We start from the raw sequence: 23,784 nt of genomic DNA, 5'->3' as shown, positions 1-23,784 counted from the left end.
GTATTTCGTTTCGTTTGTAAAACTGTGGAGCGCAAAAGTCAGCATAAAGTGACGCACGCCACCCTGTACACCCTTATTTTTCTAATGGAATATATTTAGAGCATGATCAGCGGGCGGAATTAAGAAACCCATTCGTTGCGAAAATCGCCGAAAATGCGCAGGTTACACCACATAGCCATGATTTCAGCACTAATTACGGCGTTAGTTATGTACGCGTCCGTGGCTCGTGATACAACTCACAAGAGAACTATTTTCACTCAGCCATCACCCTGGCTGAGCCAGCCTAGAAGGAACATTATGAGCGTGCTCAACCTCGCCGCGGCGACGGCTGACACGGCGATTCCGGAATCTACTGGATTCACCGTCGCAGTCGGCGTTATTGGCGTCCTGTTGTCCCTGCCCTGCTGGTTCATCTTTATTAAGGGATTCACCCATATGGTGAAGACCATCATGGTGGGCCAAAAGACGTACGGTCACACCGGTGAATGGGGAACCCGTATTTGGACCATGATCCGAGAGATCGTCGGTCACACCAAGATGGCCAAGAAGCCCGGCGTTGCTGTGGCTCACTGGTTCGTCATGGTGGGCTTCCTCCTCGGTTCCCTAGTGTGGTTCGAGGCGTACATTCAGACCTTCTGGCCCGCTGGCGGTTGGCCTCTTCTGAAGGACTGGACGGTCTGGCACTTCATTGACGAAATCCTCGGTCTGGGCACCACCCTGGGCATCCTGGCACTGATTCTCGTCCGCCAGACCAACCTGGGCAAGGAGCGCCTGAGCCGCTTCTACGGCTCCAACGCCAAGGCTGCCTACTTCGTTGAGACTGTCGTCCTCATCGAGGGCCTGGGCATGATGTTCGTCAAGGCTGCCAAGCTGGCTACCTACGGCGACCACGGTAACACTGGCGCCGAGGTCTGGACCTGGGCGAACTTCGTCACCGGTGGTATCGCACAGATTCTGCCGGCCTCCGAAGTCATGGTGTCCATCTTCGCGCTGATTAAGCTGCTGTCCGGTATGGTCTGGCTCTTCGTTGTTGGCCGCAACCTAACTTGGGGTGTCGCATGGCACCGCTTCCTGGCGTTCGCCAACATCCTGCTCAAGCGCAACGCTGACGGCTACAACGCCCTCGCTGGGGCTAAGCCGATGACCTCTAACGGCGAAATCCTGAACCTGGAAGAGGCTGACCCGGAGGTTGACTCCATGGGCACCGGCGTAGTCACCGACCACTCCTGGAAGGCTCTGCTGGACTTCACCTCCTGCACCGAGTGTGGTCGCTGCCAGGAGCAGTGCCCGGCATGGAACACTTCCAAGCCGCTGTCCCCGAAGCTGCTGGTTAACCAGCTGCGTGACCACGCTTACGCTTCTGCCCCGTACCTGTTGGCTGGCGAGACCATCGAAACCGCTCGCGAGGGCGAAGGTGCTGGCGCAGCACTCCTGACCAAGCCGCTGGTTGGCGACGGCGACGAGGGCATCATCGACCAGGACGTTCTGTGGTCCTGCACCAACTGTGGTGCCTGTGTTGAGCAGTGCCCGGTTGACATTGAGCACATCGACCACATCGTTGATATGCGTCGCTACCAGGTCCTGGTGGAGTCGGACTTCCCGACCGAGCTGGCTGGCCTGTTCAAGAACCTTGAGACCAAGGGCAACCCGTGGGGCCAGAACGCTTCCACTCGCGCCGACTGGATCAATGAGGTCCGCAAGGAAGGCGTCGTTGTCCCGATTTGGGGCGAGGATGTCGAGAGCTTCGACGATACCGAGTACCTGTTCTGGGTCGGTTGTGCCGGTGCTTACGACGACAATGCGAAGAAGACCACCAAGGCTGTTGCAGAGATGCTTTACACCGCAGGTGTGAAGTACGCTGTGCTCTCCCAGGCCGAGGGTTGTACTGGCGACTCCGCTCGCCGTGCTGGTAACGAATTCCTCTTCCAGATGTTGGCTGAGCAGAACATCGAGCAGCTCGACGAGGTCTTCGACGGTGTGCCGCCTAAGCAGCGCAAGATTGTCGTCACCTGTGCGCACTGCTTCAACACCTTCAAGAACGAGTACCCGGAGCTGGGCGGACAGTACGAAGTTGTCCACCACACCCAGCTGCTGAACAAGCTGGTTCGTGCTAACCGCCTGCAGCCGGTTGCTTCGGGTCAGGGCCGCCAGGTCACCTACCACGACCCATGCTTCCTGGGCCGCCACAACAAGGTATTCGAAGCTCCGCGTGAGCTGATTGGCGCGTCCGGCGCCAACCTCGTCGAAATGCCACGTAATAAGAACACCGGCTTCTGCTGTGGTGCTGGTGGCGCTCGCATGTGGATGGAAGAGACCATCGGTCAGCGCATCAACGTAAACCGCACCGAAGAGGCTGTCGGAACCGGCGCTGAGGCAATTGCCATCGGCTGCCCGTTCTGTAAGACGATGATGAACGATGGCGTCAACAACGTCATCGAGGACGACGAGAAGAAGCCGGAGGTCCTGGACATCGCCCAGATGCTCCGCGACTCCGTGAAGGTCGACGGCGAGCTGCCGCAGGCACGCGAACCGGAGTGGATTGAGCAGCCGGAGCGTGGCTGGGTCGATCCGAAGAAGGCTGAAGAGGAAGAGCGTCAGCGCCTCGAGGAAGAGGAAGCTAAGCGCAAGAAGGCTGAGGCTGCCGAGAAGAAGAAGGCAGAGAAGGCTTCCGCTGCCGGCGCTGGTGCCGCAGCTGCTGGTGCTGCTGCAGGCGCTGCCGCCAAGGGTGGCGCTCCGACTCCGGGTGGTGCTCCGAAGCCGGGTGGTGCCAAGGGCGGCGCACCGACCCCAGGTGGTGCCAAGAAGGGCGCTCCGACTCCGGGTGGTGCTCCAAAGCCAGGCGGTGCCAAGGCCGGCGCACCAACTCCGGGTGGCGCCAAGAAGGGTGCTCCTGCTCCGGGTGGCGCTCCGAAGCCAGGCGGCGCCAAGGCCGGCGCCCCGGTTCCAGGTGGTGCAAAGGGCGGCGCCCCGACCCCAGGCGGTGCCAAGAAGGGTGCTCCAGCTCCGGGCGGCGCTCCGAAGCCAGGCGGAGCAAAGGCCGGCGCACCGGTTCCAGGTGGCGCTAAGAAGGGCGCTCCAGTTCCGGGCGGCGCCAAGGCCGCTAAGCCGGCCGCGCAGGCAGAGCCAGCAGCTGCAGAAACCGAAGCTCCGGCTGAGGCTCCGAAGGCAACCAAGGGCGCTCCGATTCCGGGTGGCGCACGCAAGGGTGCCCCGGTTCCAGGTGGTGCTAAGAAGGCAGCCCCGGCCGCCAAGCCGAAGGCCGAGGAAACCGCTCCCGCCGAGGACACCGCTGCTGAAGTAGCGGCCACCGAGTCCGAGCAGCCAGCAGCTGACCAGCCAGCAGCTGAGCAGCCGAAGACCGCATCCGGTGCTCCGGTTCCGGGCGGCGCACGCAAGGGCGCTCCAATCCCGGGTGGCGCACGCAAGGCCAAGCCAGTCGCTAGCACCCCTGCCCCGGCAGCAGAGGAAACCGAAGCTCAGGAGGCTCCTGCTCAGCCAGTGGCAGAGCAGGCTCCGGCGCAGCCAGAGGTTACTGAACAGCAGTCGGCGGAAGATGCCGCCTCCACCGAGCAGGCCACTGAGGCCCCAGCCGAGGAGACGCAGGCGCCGTCGGCAAGCGCTAAGAACCTTCCGCGCAACCAGCACGGAGTTCCGCTGCCAGGATCGGCGCGACGTAAGTAGCGCTCGCTAAGTAAGCAGGAATCCGCCCGAGAGGTTATTCTTCCCGGGCGGATTTTTTGTGCTTTACGACGATCCCTGCGCCACGGCATTAATCATGCAAATGGCACTCTCAACCGCACTGACAATATATTGATTACTGCATATTGATTACTGCATCCCGTTAGAGATGACCGCGTTGTGGTGTGGAAAGAGGTCTTGGCGTAGTGATTAAGAAATCGCTGTCACAGATAAGGGACTTTCTGAGGACTCCGGGGTCAGTGGAGATGGTCATTGCGCTGATCCTCACTGCTCTCGATGCGCTAATTTTCCGCGAGAGCAACTCTGATCTATTGTTGCCGACCATTATCGGTGGCCTTCAGGTCATTCTTGTTGCAGTGGCGACGTATTTGCCGCTCTTTGCCATGGTGGTTGTCCCAGCGAATTTCTTGGCGTTGACTTTCCTTCCCACAGAGCAGGCTCCAATGCAGATTTTCTGCGCGCTTCTCATCGTGGAAGTGATGCGTGCTAACAACAACAAGATGCCGGCGAGAATCACTGCGTTGCTGTTGTTGGTGATTTCAAACTACGACGTAAACACAAGTACTTTCGCACGCGACCATGTCGCGACCTTTGTGACAACACTGCTTTTTGTGATTGCCTACGCCATCGGCATGATGCGCAGCCGCTACAAAGAACAACGCCGGCGGGCAACGATTGAATCTAACCGCGCTCTGGAAGAACAACGCCTTGAGTTGGCGACCGTACTGCACGACTCCACCGCCAAGTCCTTTACTCGCGTAACCATGCTGGCGCAGGCGCTCGCCATCGAGCGAGAAGGGTCCGATGAAAAACTTGAAGAATCCCTGGAGGACATCGCAGAGACCTCCCGAGAAGGCCTGCTACAGCTTCGCCAGTTGCTTTCATTGCTGAAATCAGCTGACGACGAGAGTTCTTTGACCTCAGCTATCGGCCAGGATGAGCGAGTTCCCAGCATGAACAAGGTGCTCCAACAGGCCAAGGATGAACTGCAGGAAGCTGGGTTTAACGTTTCGCTGGCCACGAAGATTGAAACCGAGCCCTCTTTGACGCAGATTTCAGAGGTTATCTCGCCGGCGCTGTCGGAGTTCTGCACGAACATTCAGAAGTACGGCGAACCGCAAACGAACGTTCACATTCTGGCGCTGAGCAATGAGGAAGATGGCTTCACGCTCGACATCAGCAATCAGATATCGAAGGCGCTACCGCATTTTCTGCCGCGGGCGATGCTCTCGAGCGGTTTGGGGCTTTCCTCACTGCATCGGCGAGTGCGACCGTGGGACGGTTCCATCACGTCAGAACGAGAAGGAAATGTGTGGAATTGCAAACTCCACATGCCACCTACCAACCAGTAGGTTACGCTAGCGTAAGATTGATGTAGTAGCCGCCTGTGACGAAGATATCTCTCGAAAAGTCCTGGTTAGCGTAGTAATATCACACGATGACAGATATTGTTCGGTTTTTATAACTTCTATGAAAGGTTCGCGGATGTCTGACATTAAGGTTCTCATTGTCGACGACGACCCACTCGTACTCTCGACGCTGCGAACCTATTTCAAGAAGGCACCGCATATCACCGTGGTCGATGAAGCCAGCGATGGCCACGAAGCTCTCAACATTATTGCCCGTGGTGGCGTTGACGTAGTTTTGACCGATATTCATATGCCCAACATGGACGGCGTTGAGCTACTTGAGCGCATTAAGAAGGTGGAGAATCCACCGAAATTCATCGCTATCACCTCATTTGATACCGATGAAACAATGCTGAAAATCTTGAGTCTCGGCGGAAATGGCTACATTCTCAAAACTGCCCGCCCGGAATCTGTCATTGGCACCGTTGAAGATGTCTTCCAGGGTGGCACCGTCATCTCGCCGATTTCTGCGACTCGGCTGATTAAAACTCTGCCGTCCCGCAACATTTCCTCGTACAAGATCACTCAAGCCGAGCGAGAGGTTCTCGGCCTAATCTGCCGCGGTAAGTCAAACCACGACATCGCCAAGGAACTCGGCAAGTCGCCGGGCACTATCAAGAAGCACCTCTCCAGCATGTTCAATAAGTTTGGAGCTACCTCTCGCCTGGACCTGGCGCTGAAAGCAATAGATGCGGGCTTCCACCCGCCGGCATCCGCTGCCGCAGAATAACCAGAGGCTCTGAGATTTGGCCGGGTAGCGGCTCTGAATCGAGCCTTTGCAAGCCCGAGATAGATAGCAAAAAGGGGCATATTCGCTTTCGTGAATATGCCCCTTTTACCCGTGCTGAGTGTGGAGAGAGAACTGTGTAACTACTGGATGGTCACCTCGACATGTCGCTCGCGCGGAGCCACACCGAAGTAGCTGCGCCCAATTGGCTCCCACGTCTTCGAGTTGGCGTTGCAGCGAACTGTCTGTCCGGCGAACTCGTCAACCAGGAATCCCCAGCTCAGACGACCAGTTTCACCCTTGCGCACTTCGTATGGTCCGATCTTCTGCCCGAGGCTCCAAACCATCTCTCGGGAGTATTCCCAGGAGTACTTGCGGTTGAGCTCCTTACTGACCTTCACGCTGACAGAGATATTGGTCCACCACTTCTTGGTCTTGGACTCCTTGATGGTCTGCGTCAGCGGAATCGGCTCATCACCGATGTCATTCTTCGTAGAGACAACGCCCTCAACGTCGTAGCGAGAGCCGGTGATTTCCACGAACTCAGCCACCGAACCCGGAGCTTCACAAGTGGTTCCCGGTGCCGGACCGCGGTCAACTGCCGCCGGCTTGGGCACTGGTACCCACTCCTCCGGCGCGAACGGTTCACCGGCTCCTGGATTCGGGGCGGCCACCGCTGTCGGAGCACCGAGTCCGAGCGCAAAGACCGTCGTCAAGCACATGGCGACAACACGCTTTTTCATAACTGCTCCTAGTCGTTAATCGTGGCGGATGCCGGGCCGCCGTCACCGGAGTTACCGCTGACAGGCGCCCACTGCTGACGGTGCTCGCCCTCCTTGGTGGTCTTGTGCCAGACCACGAAGCGAGTCGACGGCCCCTTGCCGTTGTACTCACCGAAGTAGGGCTCACCGCGCCACAGGCCGGTCTTCTGGTCACAGGTGCGAACACGGCCAATGAAGGACTTCATGTGCACGCCGTAGTCTGCGCGAACAGTCTCACCGGGGTTGACGGTCACCGGGCCCAGCTTGTCGCCAACCGACCACTGACTGACCTCGACGATGCCGTACTTGTTCTTCACCCCGTGGAGGAACACGTCCCACATATTTCCGGAGCTCATGGCCTTCACAGACTCGTTGACTCCCTCTGTCACCTCGAGGGTGTACTGAATAGGGCGGTCAGTGCGGTTGGTGAATGAGTTAGTGCCGTTGTAGCGGTCCCATTCGTCGGTAATCCACTGCTCCCAGGGGTGACGCTTGGCATCCTTGACCGGGTCACACTTATCCGTGTTGGTGAAACCGGTGTGGTGCTCATCTTGGTCAGGGGTCTGGGTCAGCGGGGTCGCCGCGACCTGTCCAACGATGCCTGGCGCAAGAAGACTTGCACCCATCACCGCGCAGGCCAGGGCCTTCTTTTTCACGCTCAACATGGAGAAACTTCCTTCTACTTCGAGGCTTTAGGGGCTCTGGCCGCCTTAAACGGCGTACTCCTTGACCTGCGGAGCAGCACCGTCGACGGAGCGATCAGCTTCGTTGGCGCGCATGGAAACGCGAATGTGACGCTCCTTCGGGATGGTGCCCCAGTACGGACGACCCGCGTCAATCCACTTTCCGCCCTTACAGGTCAGGTGAGTACCTTCGAAGGACTGATTCAGGAAGCCATACTCCAGAACACCGGTGTAGCCAGGCTTGACTGGGTACGGGCCGAGGGTCTGGCCAACTTCCCAGGTCTGAGTGGACTGGTAGCCGGCGCTAAAGGTGACATGGAAGAGCTTGAGCAGGTCGAAGTCGACCGAACCGCCGACGTTCCAGGACTTGGTCTTGCCCTCCTTCAGGGTCTGGGTCAGCGGCAGGTCGGTGTCGCCGTAGTTAGCGACAGTCGCAGTACCTTCGACCTCGAACTTCGAGCCGGTGATCTTCAGGGACTGGCCGGACTGGCCTTCAACGGAGCAGGTGCCACCGACGGTGCCCGGGGTAGGGGCTGGGGCAGCTTCCGCCATCGGGGCGACAGCCAGCGAGGACATGGTAACCAGGGCTGCAATGGAGCCGGAGAGCAGGGTCTTCTTCACGGCGAAATCCTTTCAGGATGTGACGAGCAACTCGTAAGGAAATACTTGAACTGACACCTGCAAAGGTAAGTCGAAATTCAGCGTTTTGTAATGGAAAATTTTCGACTGGCTTTACGACGGCCGCAGCAATTATCCACATAGTAAAAATGGAATCTCACCGATTTCTGCCACGCGAAAATACGACATCTAATTGACCCTGACCAGCGATTATGGGCGCCACAATAAGATTTCGGCGATCAATTTAAACGCATTAGAACTACGCCTTTTGAACCAATTCAAAAATGCCTCGGTCGGCCACTTGGTACTAGACAATCAACATTTCGGCCACTAGCCCACCTACATAAAGACACCAGAGAGTAGCCGAATGGCCACCCCCAGGCGCGGGCAGGTAGAGAGACCTCCACACTTCACACTCTTGATTAAATAGTTATGATTTCTTTATTAATCACTGGCGAAGTCCGGCAGTCCACAAAGCCCTGACACTTTGCCGAGGCAGATATCTTTCGGAGTACTACCTAATGTTTCGACGCACTTCTGTTCTTGCTACCACCATTGCATCCGCAGCACTTTCCCTGGGCGCGCTGACCGGCGCCCCGGCCGCTACCGCAGCACCGACAGCTACGACCAGCAGCGACGACCTGCAGGTTAAGGAATACGCTCTTTCCGATACCTTCTCTTGCGACTACTACAACCTGCCGTGGTGCCGCTAAAGAGCGCTGACGCCGCCCTCCCCTGCCCTCCCTTCACGTGAGCGCACGGCTACTTCGCGGTACCGTCGAGCCCCTCTAGCAGCGTGGCAAAATCCGTGACGTTAGTATCCACCCGCGTGTTTGTACTGCGTCGCTGGTTCGGCTCGCCAACACCCCGATTCCCCTCGCTGGCCCCGCCCGCTGAATGCTCCGCACCCTTTTCTTCAGCTTCGTTCCCAAAATCTGGACCAAAACCGACTACGGCCGAGCGAACACCGACAAGGTACTCGGCAAGCTCACGAGCTGCACGCAAGACGCGATTGTTCATCTCCGCGCCGGACACTCCGCCGGCGCCATTTCCGGCACCATCGCCAGCACCAAAGTCCTCAGTGGCTGCAAATACAGCAGTCGGCATAACCGTGCCGCGCAGGTAGCTAAACAGCGGACGCATCGCATACTCCAGCACCAACGAATGTCGTGCTGTGCCAGCCGTCGCAGCAATAATGACCGGCATGGAAGTCAGCGCATCCTTATCCAGGGCGTCGAAAAACATCTTGAACAACCCCGAGTAGGACGCTGCGAACACCGGGGGCGCGGCAATCAATCCATCAGCACCGCTGACAGTATCGAGGGCGGCGCGCAATTTTTCGTCGTAAAGCCCTGTGGACATCACAGTGCCGAGGCTGACAGCGAGTTCGCGCAGCTCGACGTACTCAACTTGGACCCCCTCGCCACGCTTGGAGACCTGCGCCTCGACGGCCTCCGCGATGCGGTCGGCAAGGATGCGCGTGGTTGATGGATCGGAAACACCGGCACTTACGACGACGAGCTTTTTCACTACTGATTCCTTTCAGCCGGGCGGACGAGAAGGTGCGGGGAATCTGCGCCCTCGGCAACCAGCGAGGCATGCGTCGGCGGGTCGGAAGGCACGTGCGCCGGACGGCGGCGCTCGAACTCTTCACGCAGGACCGGAACGATTTCGGTTCCCAGGATTTCAACCTGCTCCAACGCCATTTCCAGCGGCAGGCCGGCGTGATCGATAAGGAAGAGCTGACGCTGGTAGTCGCCAACGGCGTCTGCATAGCCCAGGTAACGTTCGATGATTTGCTCAGGCGTGCCGACGGTCAGTGGAGTGATGTTCTCGAATTCTTCCAGAGATGGCCCATGTCCATAGACCGGGGCATTGTCGAAGTATGGGCGGAAAATCTCCTTGGCCTTCTTCTCCGTCTCAGCGGCGAAGACCTGCCCGCCAAGCCCGACGATTGCCTGATCAGCAGCACCATGGCCGTAGTGCTCATAGCGCTGGCGGTAGAGGTTGACCATGGCTGTGGTGTGCTCGATATTCCAGAAAATGTGGTTATGGAAGAAGCCGTCCCCATAGAAGGCGGCCTGCTCAGCAATCTCAGTGGAGCGGATTGAGCCGTGCCACACGAAAGGTGCTACACCGTCGAGCGGGCGCGGTGTGGACGTAAATGACTGCAGCGGAGTGCGGAATTGACCTTGCCAATCCACATTCTCCTCACGCCAAAGGGTGCGCAGCAGGTGATAGTTCTCGATGGCCAGCGGAATTCCCTTGCGAATATCCTTGCCAAACCACGGATAAACCGGCCCGGTGTTGCCGCGGCCCATCATCAGATCAATGCGACCTTCGGAAAGGTGCTGGAGGTAGGCGTAATCCTCGGCGATGCGCACGGGGTCGGTGGTGGTAATCAGCGTTGTCGAGGTCGACAGAATCAGATTTTCGGTCTGTGCTGTGAGGTTGGCTAATAAAATCGGCGGATTCGCCGGTGCCACAAACGGTGGATTGTGGTGCTGGCCAGTAGCAAATACATCGAGGCCGACCTCTTCGGCCTTCTTCGCTAGGGCGACAGTTGCCTTAATTCGCTCATGTTCAGTAGGGATTTGTCCGGTCGTGGGATCTTTTGTGACGTCGCCAATTGTAAAAATTCCGAATTGCATAATTCTCAATCCTAAATAGCGGTTGTTGACATGTCAACGCCTGTTATGCTGGGCATAAGCACTTAAAACGACTCCATATGAACCGCCTCCAACCAAAGGAGCCTCGCCCAGCCATGACAAAACCCCGAACCGATCGCCCGACCGGATGTGCGCTTCTAAAAAATATTCGGCATTTTCTTTGAAATTTGTTGACACATCATCACATCTAGAGTTATCGTTGACACGTCAACACCGGAAGTTGGTTCCGGCGGACAAAAATACTTCGAAACATTCGAGATACTTTTAACTTTTAGGAGATTCACTATGGCTCTTCAGTCTGGCAACTACGTTCTTGATGCACAGCACTCCACCGTTGGATTCACCGTTCGTCACGCAATGATCACTAAGGTCCACGGTCAGTTCACTGAGTTTGAGTCCGTTATTAATTTTGATGCCGACAAGCCGGAGAATTCCACGGCAAAGGCGACCATTCAGGCGAACTCCATCAACACCAACAATGAAGAGCGTGACAACCACCTGCGCTCGAAGGACTTCTTCGGCACCGACGAAAACCCAACCTTCGAATTCGTTTCCACCGCTATCGAGCTCCAGAGCGAAGAAAAGGCCACCGTTACCGGCGACCTGACCATCAACGGCATCATCAAGCCGGTCACCCTGGATGTCGACATTTTCGGCTCCGCTGAAGACCCATGGGGGCAGACTCGCGTTGGCTTCGAGGCAGCCACCAAGATTGACCGCACCGATTTCGGCATCGATTACAACGCTCCTATTAAGACTGGCGGCCTGCTCCTTGGCAACGAGATTTCCCTGCAGATCGACGGCTCCGCAGTTAAGCAGTAACTAGCAGCCAGAACCCCAGCTGCCCGCAACCCAGTAAAGCGTCCTGCATCCTCATGCAGGGCGCTTTTGCGCAATTAATGTGCAATTAATCTGCCCCCGCTGTGAGAAAAGCATGGTGCGGGAGCAAAAAAGTGGCATGCTTAGACAGGTGAGTTCCAGTAAAGACACTTCCCAGGGCACCGAAACCACCAACGAGACAACGCAGGACGCTCAGGCTGCGCAGGCCGCTCAGGCCGAGCAGTCCCGTGCTGCCCGTGTTGCCGCCCGTCGTGGAAACATCAGGGCACCTCGCCGCACTCCACTGAAGACACTGGACCAATCCTCCAAGCTGCAGAACGTCCTCTACGACATTCGCGGTCCGGTGACTACTCTCGCCGAGCAGATGGAGGCCGACGGCCACCGCATCATGATGCTCAACACTGGCAATCCGGCGAAGTTCGGCTTTGATGCACCTGACACCATCGTGCAGGACATGGTCCGCGCTCTCCCCCACGCACAGGGCTATTCCGAGTCCAAGGGTATTTACTCCGCACGCCGTGCCGTCGTCACGCGCTATGAGATGGACCCGGACTTCCCCCGTTTCGACGTCAACGACGTCTGGCTGGGCAACGGCGTCTCCGAGCTGATTTCCATCACCACGCAGGCGCTGCTCAACGAGGGCGATGAGGTCCTCATTCCAGCTCCGGATTACCCGCTCTGGACTGCAGCAACCACCCTCGCCGGCGGCAAGGCCGTCCACTACACGTGCGATGAGGAGAATAACTGGGCCCCGGATGTCGAAGACATTCGCTCGAAGGTGACGGATCGCACGAAGGCGATTGTCATCATCAACCCGAACAATCCGACCGGCGCGGTCTACACACGCCAGACACTCGAAGCCATCGTGGATATCGCTCGTGAGCACTCACTCCTGCTGCTTTCCGACGAAATCTACGACCGCATCCTCTACGACGATGCAGAGCACATTTCCACTGCCTCCTTGGCCCCGGATTTGCTCTGTATCACCTTCAACGGCCTGTCCAAGACCTACCGTGTGGCCGGCTACCGCGCTGGCTGGATGGTGCTGACTGGCCCGAAGCGCCACGCAGAGGGCTTTATCGAGGGCATCAACTTGCTGGCCAGCACCCGTCTATGCCCGAATGTCCCTGCTCAACACGGCATTCAGGTGGCACTTGGCGGTTACCAGTCCATCGAGGACTTGATCCTGCCAGGGGGTCGCCTTCTGGAGCAGCGCAATGTCGCCTACGAGGGACTGACCTCAATTCCGGGCGTGAGCTGCGTGAAGCCGATGGGCGCCATGTACGCATTCCCGAAGCTGGATCCGAACGTCTACGAAATTCACGATGACGAAAAGCTGATGCTCGACATCCTGCGTGAAGAGAAGATCCTGATGGTCGGCGGCTCTGGCTTCAACTACCCGACGCCGGATCACTTCCGAATTGTCACCCTGCCGTGGGCACGCGACCTGAAGGAAGCCATCGAGCGCCTGGGCAACTTCCTGGTCAGCTACAAGCAATAGCAGTACTTAAGGTTGCGCACGCTACTGGTTCTGCCCTTCTCACATATCGATGCGCTATTCACTTATGGACACACTGGAGCGCATCGATGAGTGAGTATTGCATCGATAGGTGGGCCATAGCGCTGATGACCACGGCCCGGCGCGCCGGAATGGCGGTACGCCTTCCGGTGCTGGTGCAGCGATTAGGTTATTAAGGGTGGGCAGGCATTCAAAAGATTCAATGAACTCTGACAACCAGCAACCTTTTCGCGTTGCTCCGGGTTCCGACATAGGTGCGCATCTCGACGTACTGAAGAACTCGAACAGCGGCTCCCCTACCGGCCGGTTCCGGGCTGTCAATACCGCGAATCAACCCAACTCTGCAACCTCGGCTGCCCCAGCACGACATGCAGAACCAGCCGCACATTCAAAACCAGCACCGGAGCGGCAAACCGAACCTGCACAAGCCAAACCAAAACCGACAAAACCGCGGCACAACCCCACAAGAGCACGTCGCTTACTGGCCACAGTTCTTACAGTTGCTGGCATTGCGACTTTCCTCGCAGTGATTGGGCTCTGGCCATCGGGTGAAGCTCCGAGTCCGGGGCCGGGATTCCTGCAGTCACAGACATCAGCTGCAGAGACGGTCAAGGGAACCGTCGTAAAGCACAGCGTCGGCGCGTGCAATTCGCCTGACAACGGACGTGTCTTCGACGACCAGCCGCGGCCAGGGCTGACGGCTTCGCTCAACGATCCCGCGGCGCCGAAGTGCCAGCTCTCGGTTATTGAACTGACCTCGGGCCCAGACGAGGGCAAGAAGACTCTTCTGGAGGCATCCGGCCTGCCCGGCGAGATTGAGCTGGCGGAGGGCGACAAGGTCGTCCTGGCAATTCACCGTCCAAACGCTGCCGGTACCGGAGCTGTCGACAATGGTGCCGTGCCGAATCCGGGGTTGATGACACCACCTCCCGGCATTGTTCCCGCGCCTGCCCCTGAGGGCGCAGAGGATGCGCCTGCACCAGCCCCAGAGACTCCCGCACCGGCTCCGGCACCAGCTCCGGCTCCGGAGCAGGAACCAGCACCTGAATCCGGCGCAGAAGCTCCTGCTGCTCCTGCTCCACCCGCACCACCTGCCCCCGAGGCTCCCGCGGCCGACACTAACGTCGTCGACCTCGCACCTCATCAGGTTGTCGACACCGCTAGCATCGGGAACACCTACACCTTCCTGGACATGGATCGCACCACGACAATCTGGTTGTGGCTCGGCGCGGCAGTACTTCTCATCATCCTCGTCGGCATGACTCGCGGGGTCTTGAGCCTCATTGGTCTTGGCATCACGTTGGCCGCAGTGATGGGATTTCTGGTTCCGGCACTGCTACGCGGCGGCGATTCTGTGGCCTTAGCCATCACGGCGGGCGCGGCGATTCTCTTCCCTGTGCTCTTCCTCGTTCATGGCATCAACTGGAAGTCAGCTTCCGCACTGGCGGGAACACTCACCACGATGGTGCTGGCGGCGGGCCTGGCCAACCTCGCAATCTCCACGTCGCAGCTACGTGGTCTCGGCAACGAGGACAACCTACTTATTCAGCTTTACCTGCCTGACGTCTCCGTCACAGGTCTGCTTCTGGCGGGATTCATCATCGGCGCGTTGGGTGTGCTTAACGACGTCACCATCGCCCAGGCCTCTACCGTCCAGGAGCTCTACGAAGCAGCTCCGCGGTCGCGGCCTATGGAGGTCTTCCGTTCGGCAATGCGCGTCGGTCGCGACCACATCGCGTCGATGGTCTACACACTGGTACTGGCGTACCTCGGCACCGCACTGCCGCTATCGATTTTGTTAAGCGTCTCCGACCGGCCGCTGATGCAGTCGTTGACCTCCGATGTAGTGGCCACAGAGCTGCTGCGTTCCACCATCGGTGCGGTCGCTTTGGTACTCGCGGTGCCGATTACCACCCTCATCGCCGCCTATACCGTGGCTCCGGAGGGTATGAAGTTCCCGAAGCGCTCGAGAGCGGCCAGTATTTAGCCGCGGCCGAGGCAGGTGACGTCCCAGCCTGCGGCACGCCACTGATCGGTTGGCAGGCAGTTGCGGCCGTCAAGGACCGCTGCGCGCTTGACCAGTTTCTTCGCAGCCACCGGGTCGATGTCGCGGAACTGCTGCCACTCGGTGGCGACGACAACCATCTCCGAGCCTTCCAGAGCTGCTTCGATGCTCGGTGCGTACTCCAAGGTCGGGAAATTCTTCTTGGCGTTCTCCATGGCCTGTGGGTCGTAAACGCTCACCGAAGCGCCTGCCAACGACAGCGAACCGGCAATCGACAGCGCCGGGGAGTCACGCACATCGTCAGAGTTCGGCTTGAAAGCCGCACCCAGCACAGTCACGGTGTGACCGAGCAACGAGCCACCGAAGCTGCCGCGTACCAGGTCAACGGTCTTTTCACGGCGACGCATGTTGATTGCATCGACCTCGCGCAGGAAAGTCAGCGCCTGGTCAACGCCCAGCTCACCAGCGCGGGCCATGAATGCGCGGATATCCTTCGGCAGGCAACCGCCGCCGAAGCCCAGCCCCGCATTGAGGAAGCGGCGGCCAATTCGAGCGTCCATACCGATGGCGTCGGCAAGCGTGGTGATATCCGCACCTGTGACCTCACAGATTTCAGAGACCGCGTTGATGAAGGAAATCTTGGTGGCGAGGAATGCATTCGCCGACACCTTCACCAGCTCTGCGGTGGCGGTGTCCGCGACGATAAACGGCGTCTCACGCTCAAAGATAGGGCCGAAGCACTCGCGCAGGCTGTCCTCAGCGATTGACTCGACCTCCTGACCAGCACCATTGAGGATCATGCCCGGCTTCTGGGTGCCCAGCACCACACGGTCCGGCTCCAGGGTGTCCTTTACCGCGAAGCCCTCGCGCAGGAACTCCGGGTTCCAGGCGATCTCGAGGCTGGTGTTCTTCAACTGCTCATCACCGGCTGCGGCGCGCTCACCGATCATCTTCGCAGCCAGCTCCTGCAGGCGCGGTGCGGTACCGACGGGCACAGTGGACTTACCAAACACTAAATGCTTGCCGACGACGCGCTTAGCCAATTCGGTAATAGCTGCGTCCACATAGCGAACATCGGCGGCGTACGAGCCCTTAACCTGCGGAGTTCCGACACCTACGAAGTGGACGTTCGCAAATTCAACGGCTTCGTCGTAGTTAGTGGTGAAACGTAGTCGCCCCGACTCAACGTGCTTCTTTAGCAGTTCGGGCAAGCCAGGCTCAAAGAAAGGAACTTGACCTGCGGACAATGCCTCAATCTTGGCGGGATCAACATCTACGCCGAGAACCTCGTGGCCTAACTCCGCCATTGCCGCGGCATGAGTGGCGCCAAGGTAACCCGTACCAATAACCGTAATACGCATAAGGGCTATTATTTATCGAAAGATAAAAGGCCCTCAAGCCGATTTAACCCTTAAATGGTGTGAACTAAAGGCCCATATTTAGGCTTTTCACCTGCGGAAACTCTTTATTGAACAATTGTTTCCATTTCTTCACCGAGAATTCACTCGGGGCTATTCACAATTCATTTATATTCCGAGTTCATATCCCGAGTTTCAGGTGCCTTATTCCTCATCACGGAAGTTCAGGTACGCACGCGACGGCGTCGGGCCGCGCTGCCCCTGATACTTCGAACCGAGCTTGCCGGAACCGTAAGGCACTTCTGCCGGCGAGGACATCTTGAACAGTGCCAGCTGGCCGACCTTCATATTTGGCCACAGTGCGATAGGCAAGTTCGCCACATTGGATAGCTCCAGCGTGATGTGACCTGAAAACCCTGGATCAATAAAGCCGGCGGTCGAGTGCGTTGCCAGGCCCAGACGCCCCAGCGAAGACTTACCTTCCAGGCGGCCTGCCAAGTTCGGAGGAATAGTGAAGTACTCCAGGGTCGATGCCAGGACGAACTCGCCCGGGTGAAGAATGAAGGGCTGCCCTTCTGGAACCTCGTGCGGGGACGTCAGTTCTTCCTGCGGCAACTTCGGATCGATGTGCGTGTACTGCGAGTTGTTAAAAACTCGGAAGAACTTGTCCAGACGCACGTCGATGGACGAAGGCTGAATCATCTTCGGGTCAAAAGGATCAATGCCGAGATGGCCGGAGCCTTCGGCATCGATAGCGGCACGAATATCACGATCTGAGAGCAACACATAGACCAGCTTAACCGCTCTGTAATGCACAGCGTGCGCGGGTTGCAGGATATGCCCGCGATAAATTCAGCGGAGCTGCTGCCAACCAATTTTTTCGACGCGAATCGAGAGTGCTACATTGAAGTTACAGAGGGCGACTGATTTCCTGCATGCCACACCTACTGTGCCAATCCCGTGGCGTGCTTTTAATCATTCCGCCTACTGTGTGCCGATGTAGTTCAATGGTAGAACTCCTGCTTCCCAAGCAGGCGGCGCGGGTTCGATTCCCGTCATCGGCTCCACTTAGACGTCGAAAATGATAAGTAGGCGTTTGCGTTAGCGAGTATGCCCCAAGGGGGTCAAGAAAATCGCTTGCGTTAGCGAGTGTATAGCGCGTTAACTCTGACCTGTAGAAACACTTTCCTCTCTTTCGGCTGAGTGAGCGTTTGCGTTAGCAGGCGTTGATTTGGTCGAGGTGGATAGCGTGGTCGGCGACCTCGGTAACGAGTTCAGCATCGTGGGTGATGACGATGACGACGGCACCAGTGTCAGCGAGTTTACGCATTACTCGGGAAATCGCGACAAGGTGTTTGTAGCCAACACCGGACGTGGGCTCGTCGAAGATGTAAACTTTCTTGTTCGCAGCAAGCGCTGTAGCAATAACCAGACGTTGACGTTGCCCGCCAGAGAGTGCTTGCGGATGATCAGCCTCGTGGTCGGCAAGGTCGAGTTCTTCAAGGATCGCGTGGGCATCGATGTGTTGCTTTTCGGCTTTGGTCGTGCCGAGCGTGACTTCGTCGATGACGGTATCTGAGAACAACTGTCGGGTAGGGTCTTGCATCACAAGGTAGGCGTCGCGGCTGGTGAATTTTTGTCCGCCGAGTGTGATGGATGCATGTTTGGCTTTTTCTAGTCCGCAAACAATGCGTGCCAGTGTTGATTTGCCTGACCCGCACGGGCCGAGGAGTGCCGTGATTTTCCCTGCCGGAAACAACACGTGGTTAATATTGAGGACTGTGTTTCCGTGGCGGTAGGCAAAGGCGAGGTTGTCGATTGTGAGCCCTTCACCTTCTGGTTCGGGCAGGCTCGGCATGGATACGGGCACTAGGGATCGCAGCCCAAGCTGTTTGCGCTCCTCATCCGAGGTAGCGTAGAACTCTTCGCCGGTTGCGGTGAGGACAATCTTGCCTTTGTCGAAGCAGTAGACACGGTCGACGATCCCGGAAAGGAAACTTAGCCGGTGTTCAGCAATGATGATGGTGTGTCCATCGGCTTTGAGCCTGGCGATGAGTGTGGCGAGTTGGTCGATAACGTCAGCGGACAAGTTCGCGGTTGGCTCGTCAAAGACGATCAGCGACGTGTTGTTGCACATGGCGACGGAGCAGGCCACGCGTTGCATCTGTCCGCCTGATAGTTGTGTGACGCGGGATTCCAGCAGGTCGGCGATACCTAACTCGGCTGCGACCTCGTCAATGCGGGCACAGATCTCCTGCGGGTCGCGGCCGAGATTTTCTGGGCCGAAGGCGAGTTCTTGGCGCACGTGGGTGGTGTAGAACTGGGTGCGCGGGTTTTGAAACACTGTCGAACAGTGGTGGGCAAGGCGTGGCAGGTCTGTTTGTGCCACGTCAATGTCGTCGACTGTGACGTTTCCGGTAAGGTCGCCGTCGTGGAAGTGCGGGATGAGCCCGTTAAATAGCCGTAGTGCGGTGGTTTTTCCTGACCCGGATGCGCCACACAGCAAGGTGACGGTTCCGGGTGTGATGGTGATGGTTGCGTCGTTGATTGAGGGGTGGTCTGCTCCTCGATAGGTGAAGGTGACCCTAGTTGCTTGGGCTATTGTCATAGGACGATTCTCCATATCGCGAAGCCGATAACGATGAGCAGAATGACTGCGTCGACCACTCGGAATTTCACGACTGTGACTGAGGTGGGCTTTGCGGTTCCGCCCAGTCCGCGCACGAGGGCGGCCGATGCCAGTTCGTCCCCGCTGCGTACCACGGTCGATAGCAGAGGGATTGTGAAGTATTGCGCCGCACGCAGTGAGAGCACGGACATGCCGCGTAGTTTCATGGCATCTGAGATCGCTTTAACTTCGTGGCCGATCACGGGCAGCACACGTAACGCGACTGAGATCGGGATCGTGAAACAGGTCGGGATTCGTGAGCTGGCGAGTGCTTTTTGCAAGGTGGCGGGTCGGATTACGCCGATCGCGTAGGCTCCCATTCCTGCGCTGACGCTGAATCGCCACATCCACTGCAGAAACAGCACGAGGAACGCGCTGGCTGTTGATTTCCAGACCAGGGGTATCACGAAGACGAGTGTGCCGAGAGCCGCAAACGTGGCCAGGTAGACGGCCACCCAGCTCGGGCGCACGAGCGTGTTGGGGTTGATCGTAGCGCTCGTCAGCATCACGGCGGCGAATCCGCCCAGAGTACACACGAACCACGGCGAGTAGGCACTGTAGATCGTGGTGGAGACGATGACGAGCGCTGCGATAATGGTGCGCGGGTCGGGAAGTTTAGACAAGACCGGCCCGTTCAAAGTGTTTGCGCGCGACCCTGGTTCCCAACAGACCAGCAAGCCAGCCCACGATGAGCATCACGCCGAAGAAGCCCAGCAGAATCGGAATCGTGACGACCTGTGCCATCTTGGCGGCATACTCGGCACCCATTTGTTCGGCGATCTGCGACATATATGCGTCTTGGTTCATAAATAGCGGAATCCACGGGGAAACATAGATCGGCAGAATAAACAGTGCATATGCCAGCGGGACACGAACTTTCACGCTCTTCGGCCCCTTGGTGATCACCAAGTCAGCGAGCAGGCCGAACACAGCGGCGATCGCAATTCCTCCCACCCAGTGGCCGGTCACGAAGAAGAGGATTTCGATGATAATCAGCATGATTGTCAACGCCCCCATCTTCGGAGTGCGGGCAGTAAACAGCGCAAAGACGATGCCGTTAACGAGGATAGAAAGCAAGAAGCCGGCATACATGGCAGCCGGAATGAACCCGAGCATTCCGAATGCAAACACGATGACGAACATCAAGGCAGTGAAGACGCCGATATTGATGAAGTCGCGCGCGTTGAGGCGCGAGGATGTGGGTGTGGACATAGTTTTTCCTTTTATGTGCTGATATGCGCTGTGTTTAGACGAGTTGCCATCCGCCTGCGTTGATGCGCTCTTGCCAGAAATCGCGGTATTGACCCGGCTGGTTGACCAGCTCGTCGTGGCACCCGCGCTGGGCGATACGCCCACCGTGGGAGAGCACAATAATTTGGTCAGCTTGTCGAATGGTTTCAAGTTTGTGGGCGATCACGATCAGCGTGGAGTGCTTGCGTAGCTCATTCATCGCCGCAACAATATTGGCTTCATTTTCCGCGTCCAATGCGCTGGTGGCCTCATCGAAAAGCACGATCGGGGCCTTCTTCACCAAGGCGCGAGCGATAGAGACGCGTTGCCGTTCCCCACCTGACAGTGCACGCCCGCCAGAACCCGCCAATGAATTCCAGCCATCTGGGAGGCGGTTGACGATTTCCGTCACGCCCGACAGGTCAGCGGCCCACCTGATTTCTTCATCGGTGGCTTCTGGGTTGCCAAGGCGAATGTTGGCTTCGAGAGTGTCGTTGAATAAGTAGACGTCTTGGAAGACAAGAGACACCTGGCGCATCAAATCTTCGGTGGTCTGCTCGCGCACGTCCACTCCGCCAACGCGCACGCTGCCGGACTGCACATCCCAGAAACGTGCAACCAACCGGGCGATCGTCGTCTTCCCGCACCCAGATGGACCAACCAGGGCACACATGCCACCTTGCGGGACATGGAAGGAAATATCACGGAGAACCGGGGTGTCCGGATCGTAGCCGAAGGTGACGTCCTCGAAACGAACATCACCAGGGGCGTTTATCGGTGTAGAGGCATCGGGTTCGGACAGTTCGGGGGCATCCATGACCTTGTCGACGTGGTTCATCTGCTGGCGGCGTTCTTCCAGCCCGGTCATGCAGCCACCGATGTCTTGGAGCATGGTGGTGAACCGCAGGCACATGCCGATTGTGACCACGGCGTTCAGCGCATTCATTTGCCCGCCGAGGGCGAGTTGGGCGGTCAGCCAGATCATCACCACAATGAGCGCTTGAACGAACATCCCATTAATCAGGTTCGCTAGTGTTTCGATCCACAATGCTTTGCGACCCTTGCGGTCAGCCTGTTTGAATGCCCGATCAAGGGCCGGGTAGTCGTCGGCGACATGGCAGGAGCGCAGCGCGCCTTGGCAGGTGGCGAATTCGACCATGCGAGCCGCCAGCTCCGATTCGGCTGGTTCGGAAACCTTCTTGCCCTTATCGAGAAGCACACGGGAAATATGGAGGAAGGCAAGCATGATCGGGAACGCGATCGTCAAGGTCAGTCCCAGCCGCCAATCCCAGAACCAGGTTCCCACAGTGATCACCAGCACGGCCGAGAGTTTTTGGACGAGAGAGAAAATGAAATGTGCCGCCGACTCGCCCAAGTTCATCATTTCCTGGGTGACCATGCGCGACAGCCGTCCAGAGCTACCCGAATCGAACACTCCCAACGGTAGGCGGGCTACTTTGTTACCTACTGCCTGGTGGACGTCGTGAATGAATCCAAGCGCGCCGATATAGCCGGTGCGCATGCCATAAAACTCCGTGCCCACGCCCAGCACCGCGAACACCGCCAAGGCGATGAGCCAGCCCCAAAACGACAGCCCCCACACCGGCATTCCGGTCGCCAAGGCGCTTGCTGCAGGGAGTAGCGCGAGCAGGGCAAAGCCGTGACACAGTCCTGAGACCGCACCCCACGCTTGACCAACCGAAAGGTCTCGCCACGAGGCGGGTTCCATCAAACGCTTAAAGCGTGGCAGCAATAGTTGATTCATCGTGTCATCTCCTCGCATGCACCTTGGGCAAGAAGTGCCTGATAGTGCGCATTACCCAACAACTCGTCGTGTTTACCGACCACAGCAATGCCCCCGCGTTCCATGACGACAATCTGATCCGCGCCCCTGATCGAGGCCAGTCGGTGGGCGATCACAATCACGGTTCTGCCTTTGGCAAGAGTCGAGAGAGCTTGTTGGATTTTCGATTCCGATTCCGGGTCCGCCATCGCCGTCGCCTCGTCCAGCACCAACACTGGGGCATCAACCATGAGCGCCCGGGCGATCGCGATACGGGCTGCCTGCCCGCCCGAAACGTGGGTGTCCTCCCCCAACACAGTGTCGTAACCATCTGGCAGGCTCATGATGAACTCGTCGATCTGCGCTGCTCTCGCCGCCTGCCGCACCTGATCCAAGGTTGCGTCTCGCGCGCCCAGGGCAATGTTGTTGTGGATGGTGTCGCGAATAAGCTGTGCATCTTGCAGGACGAATGCGACCGTCGAATACAACACATCCTGGGAAATGCTCTTTAGATCAACCCCGCCGATGGTGATCGTGCCAGCGTCCGGGTCATCAAAGCGGGCCATCAAACTCGCCAACGTCGACTTCCCCGCACCCGACGGGCCAACCAGCGCGGTCACCGTGCCTGCCGGAATGCTCAGGCTCACCTCGTCTAATGCCTGGGTGTCGTCATAGGCATACGACACACCCCGAATCTCGATATCATGACCGTGTGGTGTCTGTGGCGCATCGGGCTGACTCAACGCCGGTAGCTCCATGACATTCACCAGCCGTACTGCCGCTGAACCTGCGAGCTGATAAGACCAGGCGATGGTTGCGACTGCCATCAACGCTCCCGGCAGCACCAAGGCAATCAACGTCGTCGCTATCACCTCGTAGATGCTCACCCAACCGGCGTTCATCATCAACGCGCCACCGCCAAGGTTCACGATCAACAACACCGGGATCGACACCCACGAAAATGAGGCGACCGACATCGACACCAGCGGCATACACCACGCCCGGTAGAACTTAGAAAACTCGTTAGCTGCATCTAAATAGGCTTTATGTGCTTGGCCAACCTTGCCGAACGCTTTCACCACTGAGATACCGGCAACGAACTCGGCCATCGTTGCCGAAACCTGAGCAAGCTTGGTGTCCATTTCCGCGGTCTTCTCATTCATCCCACGCATCGACATGCCATACATGCCCACATAAACCGGAATCGTCGCAATCGACAGCAGAGCGAGCCGCCAATCCACCACGAACGCATAGGCCAACAAGGCGAGCGGGGAGACGATTGCGTTCAGTTTCTCGATCGGCCCGTGTGCGATCACTGTGTGCACCGTGGCCGTATCATCCTGAATGGTCTTGCGGATCTTCCCTTCGCCCTCGCGGGTAAACCACGACAGCGGAGCAGTCGACATTCGGGCGGCAATTTGCCGACGCATCTGATTACGCAACGACAGGTCAATAAAATGCGTCACGCCCAACGCAACAAAATACAAAGTCAACCGCGCCATGTAAGCAGAAACAAGGAGCATCACGATCCAGTTCACCCGCGCCGGGTCCACCCGGTCTTGCATCAGCGCAGCTCCCAGCTCCACCAAAGCCACATAGGGTGCGATAGCCAACACCCCAGAGGCGAACGTTAAGGCCTGCGCGATAAACAGTTTGCCTTTCACCGGCTGCGATAGCTGACGGATCGCGTTCTGGCCAGCGACTGATTTTTCCTTCGCCGACCCATACTCGCCTTCAACAACCCGATCCGTTGCACTTTCGTTCACGTAAGCACCATCCTTCTTAGGCATGCCTAACCTTACTATATTTCTGGGA

The 23,784-nt window shown here is 57.9% G+C and carries 19 protein-coding genes and 1 tRNA gene; 8 read left to right on the top strand and 12 right to left on the bottom strand.

The window, feature by feature from the left end; all coding sequences use genetic code 11:
- Positions 1–297: 297 nt before the first annotated feature.
- From HMPREF3053_RS00595 to HMPREF3053_RS00585, 3 genes are all read left to right on the top strand, one after another.
- Complete coding sequence (locus HMPREF3053_RS00595; RefSeq protein WP_070767111.1) at positions 298–3,681, top strand: heterodisulfide reductase-related iron-sulfur binding cluster; 3,384 nt, start codon at positions 298–300, stop codon at positions 3,679–3,681.
- A gap of 263 nt (positions 3,682–3,944) precedes the next feature.
- Positions 3,945–5,051 carry a histidine kinase gene (locus tag HMPREF3053_RS00590; RefSeq protein ID WP_222867644.1) on the top strand — a complete coding sequence of 369 codons (1,107 nt, stop codon included), beginning with the start codon at positions 3,945–3,947 and terminating at the stop codon, positions 5,049–5,051.
- A gap of 133 nt (positions 5,052–5,184) precedes the next feature.
- Positions 5,185–5,838: a response regulator transcription factor gene (locus HMPREF3053_RS00585; RefSeq protein WP_016421571.1), complete on the top strand. Its 654-nt coding sequence runs from the start codon at positions 5,185–5,187 to the stop codon at positions 5,836–5,838.
- 140 nt (positions 5,839–5,978) lie between these two features.
- Here HMPREF3053_RS00585 and HMPREF3053_RS00580 read toward each other — a convergent pair whose 3' ends face one another.
- The 3 genes from HMPREF3053_RS00580 to HMPREF3053_RS00570 are packed head-to-tail and all read right to left on the bottom strand — an operon-like array spanning position 5,979 to position 7,900.
- The gene (locus tag HMPREF3053_RS00580) at positions 5,979–6,578 is read right to left on the bottom strand and encodes a hypothetical protein (protein ID WP_005511781.1); all 600 of its coding nucleotides are present in this window, start codon (positions 6,576–6,578) and stop codon (positions 5,979–5,981) included.
- A gap of 8 nt (positions 6,579–6,586) precedes the next feature.
- A complete protein-coding gene (locus HMPREF3053_RS00575; RefSeq protein WP_070595699.1) occupies positions 6,587–7,261 on the bottom strand; it encodes a hypothetical protein in 675 nt (224 codons plus the stop codon).
- Between the two features lie 45 nt (positions 7,262–7,306).
- Entirely contained in the window at positions 7,307–7,900 is a 594-nt protein-coding gene (locus HMPREF3053_RS00570; protein ID WP_016421574.1) for a hypothetical protein, read from the bottom strand.
- A 518-nt stretch (positions 7,901–8,418) separates the two neighbouring features.
- Here HMPREF3053_RS00570 and HMPREF3053_RS00565 point away from each other — a divergent pair.
- Positions 8,419–8,610 carry a hypothetical protein gene (locus HMPREF3053_RS00565; RefSeq protein WP_048734418.1) on the top strand — a complete coding sequence of 64 codons (192 nt, stop codon included), beginning with the start codon at positions 8,419–8,421 and terminating at the stop codon, positions 8,608–8,610.
- A gap of 49 nt (positions 8,611–8,659) precedes the next feature.
- Here the strand turns inward: HMPREF3053_RS00565 and HMPREF3053_RS00560 are convergent, their stop codons facing one another.
- Both HMPREF3053_RS00560 and HMPREF3053_RS00555 read right to left on the bottom strand, forming a co-directional pair.
- Positions 8,660–9,427: an FMN reductase gene (locus HMPREF3053_RS00560; RefSeq protein WP_070767110.1), complete on the bottom strand. Its 768-nt coding sequence runs from the start codon at positions 9,425–9,427 to the stop codon at positions 8,660–8,662.
- Positions 9,427–10,548: a CE1758 family FMN-dependent luciferase-like monooxygenase gene (locus HMPREF3053_RS00555; RefSeq protein WP_070546015.1), complete on the bottom strand. Its 1,122-nt coding sequence runs from the start codon at positions 10,546–10,548 to the stop codon at positions 9,427–9,429. Before HMPREF3053_RS00555 ends, HMPREF3053_RS00560 begins: the two co-directional genes overlap by 1 nt.
- A gap of 303 nt (positions 10,549–10,851) precedes the next feature.
- Here HMPREF3053_RS00555 and HMPREF3053_RS00550 point away from each other — a divergent pair, with 303 nt between their 5' ends.
- From HMPREF3053_RS00550 to HMPREF3053_RS00540, 3 genes are all read left to right on the top strand, one after another.
- A complete protein-coding gene (locus HMPREF3053_RS00550; RefSeq protein ID WP_070595697.1) occupies positions 10,852–11,388 on the top strand; it encodes a YceI family protein in 537 nt (178 codons plus the stop codon).
- A 148-nt stretch (positions 11,389–11,536) separates the two neighbouring features.
- Entirely contained in the window at positions 11,537–12,907 is a 1,371-nt protein-coding gene (locus tag HMPREF3053_RS00545; protein ID WP_370449407.1) for a pyridoxal phosphate-dependent aminotransferase, read from the top strand.
- A 544-nt stretch (positions 12,908–13,451) separates the two neighbouring features.
- Positions 13,452–14,912 carry a YibE/F family protein gene (locus HMPREF3053_RS00540; protein ID WP_070607410.1) on the top strand — a complete coding sequence of 487 codons (1,461 nt, stop codon included), beginning with the start codon at positions 13,452–13,454 and terminating at the stop codon, positions 14,910–14,912.
- Here the strand turns inward: HMPREF3053_RS00540 and HMPREF3053_RS00535 are convergent.
- Entirely contained in the window at positions 14,909–16,291 is a 1,383-nt protein-coding gene (locus HMPREF3053_RS00535) for a UDP-glucose dehydrogenase family protein (RefSeq protein WP_070607408.1), read from the bottom strand. The two genes, HMPREF3053_RS00540 and HMPREF3053_RS00535, sit on opposite strands and share 4 nt — an antisense overlap.
- 201 nt (positions 16,292–16,492) lie before the next feature.
- On the bottom strand, positions 16,493–17,074 hold the full coding sequence (gene dcd, locus HMPREF3053_RS00530) for a dCTP deaminase (RefSeq protein WP_038626826.1): 582 nt from the start codon (positions 17,072–17,074) through the stop codon (positions 16,493–16,495).
- Between the two features lie 207 nt (positions 17,075–17,281).
- Between dcd and HMPREF3053_RS00525 the strand changes: the two genes are divergently transcribed.
- Positions 17,282–17,355, top strand: a tRNA-Gly gene (locus HMPREF3053_RS00525).
- 149 nt (positions 17,356–17,504) lie between these two features.
- Here HMPREF3053_RS00525 and HMPREF3053_RS00520 read toward each other — a convergent pair.
- Genes HMPREF3053_RS00520 through HMPREF3053_RS00500 form a run of 5 tightly spaced genes read right to left on the bottom strand, consistent with a single transcriptional unit; the run spans position 17,505 to position 23,735 of the window.
- Positions 17,505–18,896, bottom strand: a complete 1,392-nt coding sequence (locus HMPREF3053_RS00520; RefSeq protein ID WP_070602388.1) for an ABC transporter ATP-binding protein — start codon at positions 18,894–18,896, stop codon at positions 17,505–17,507.
- Positions 18,893–19,579, bottom strand: coding sequence for an energy-coupling factor transporter transmembrane component T family protein (locus tag HMPREF3053_RS00515; protein ID WP_070437217.1), 687 nt, complete (start codon positions 19,577–19,579; stop codon positions 18,893–18,895). Before HMPREF3053_RS00515 ends, HMPREF3053_RS00520 begins: the two co-directional genes overlap by 4 nt.
- The gene (locus tag HMPREF3053_RS00510) at positions 19,572–20,168 is read right to left on the bottom strand and encodes an MptD family putative ECF transporter S component (protein WP_070437219.1); all 597 of its coding nucleotides are present in this window, start codon (positions 20,166–20,168) and stop codon (positions 19,572–19,574) included. The genes HMPREF3053_RS00515 and HMPREF3053_RS00510 overlap by 8 nt, the downstream gene beginning before the upstream one ends.
- Positions 20,169–20,202: 34 nt before the next feature.
- Positions 20,203–21,951 (bottom strand): ABC transporter ATP-binding protein, encoded by a 1,749-nt coding sequence (locus HMPREF3053_RS00505; protein ID WP_070437222.1) that lies wholly within the window; start codon positions 21,949–21,951, stop codon positions 20,203–20,205.
- The gene (locus tag HMPREF3053_RS00500; RefSeq protein WP_070437316.1) at positions 21,948–23,735 is read right to left on the bottom strand and encodes an ABC transporter ATP-binding protein; all 1,788 of its coding nucleotides are present in this window, start codon (positions 23,733–23,735) and stop codon (positions 21,948–21,950) included. Before HMPREF3053_RS00500 ends, HMPREF3053_RS00505 begins: the two co-directional genes overlap by 4 nt.
- Positions 23,736–23,784 lie beyond the last annotated feature (49 nt).

This window comes from Corynebacterium sp. HMSC064E07 (assembly GCF_001815745.1).
Classification (GTDB): Bacteria; Actinomycetota; Actinomycetes; order Mycobacteriales; family Mycobacteriaceae; genus Corynebacterium; species Corynebacterium jeikeium_D.
This window is presented reverse-complemented; position numbering and strand designations above follow the sequence as displayed.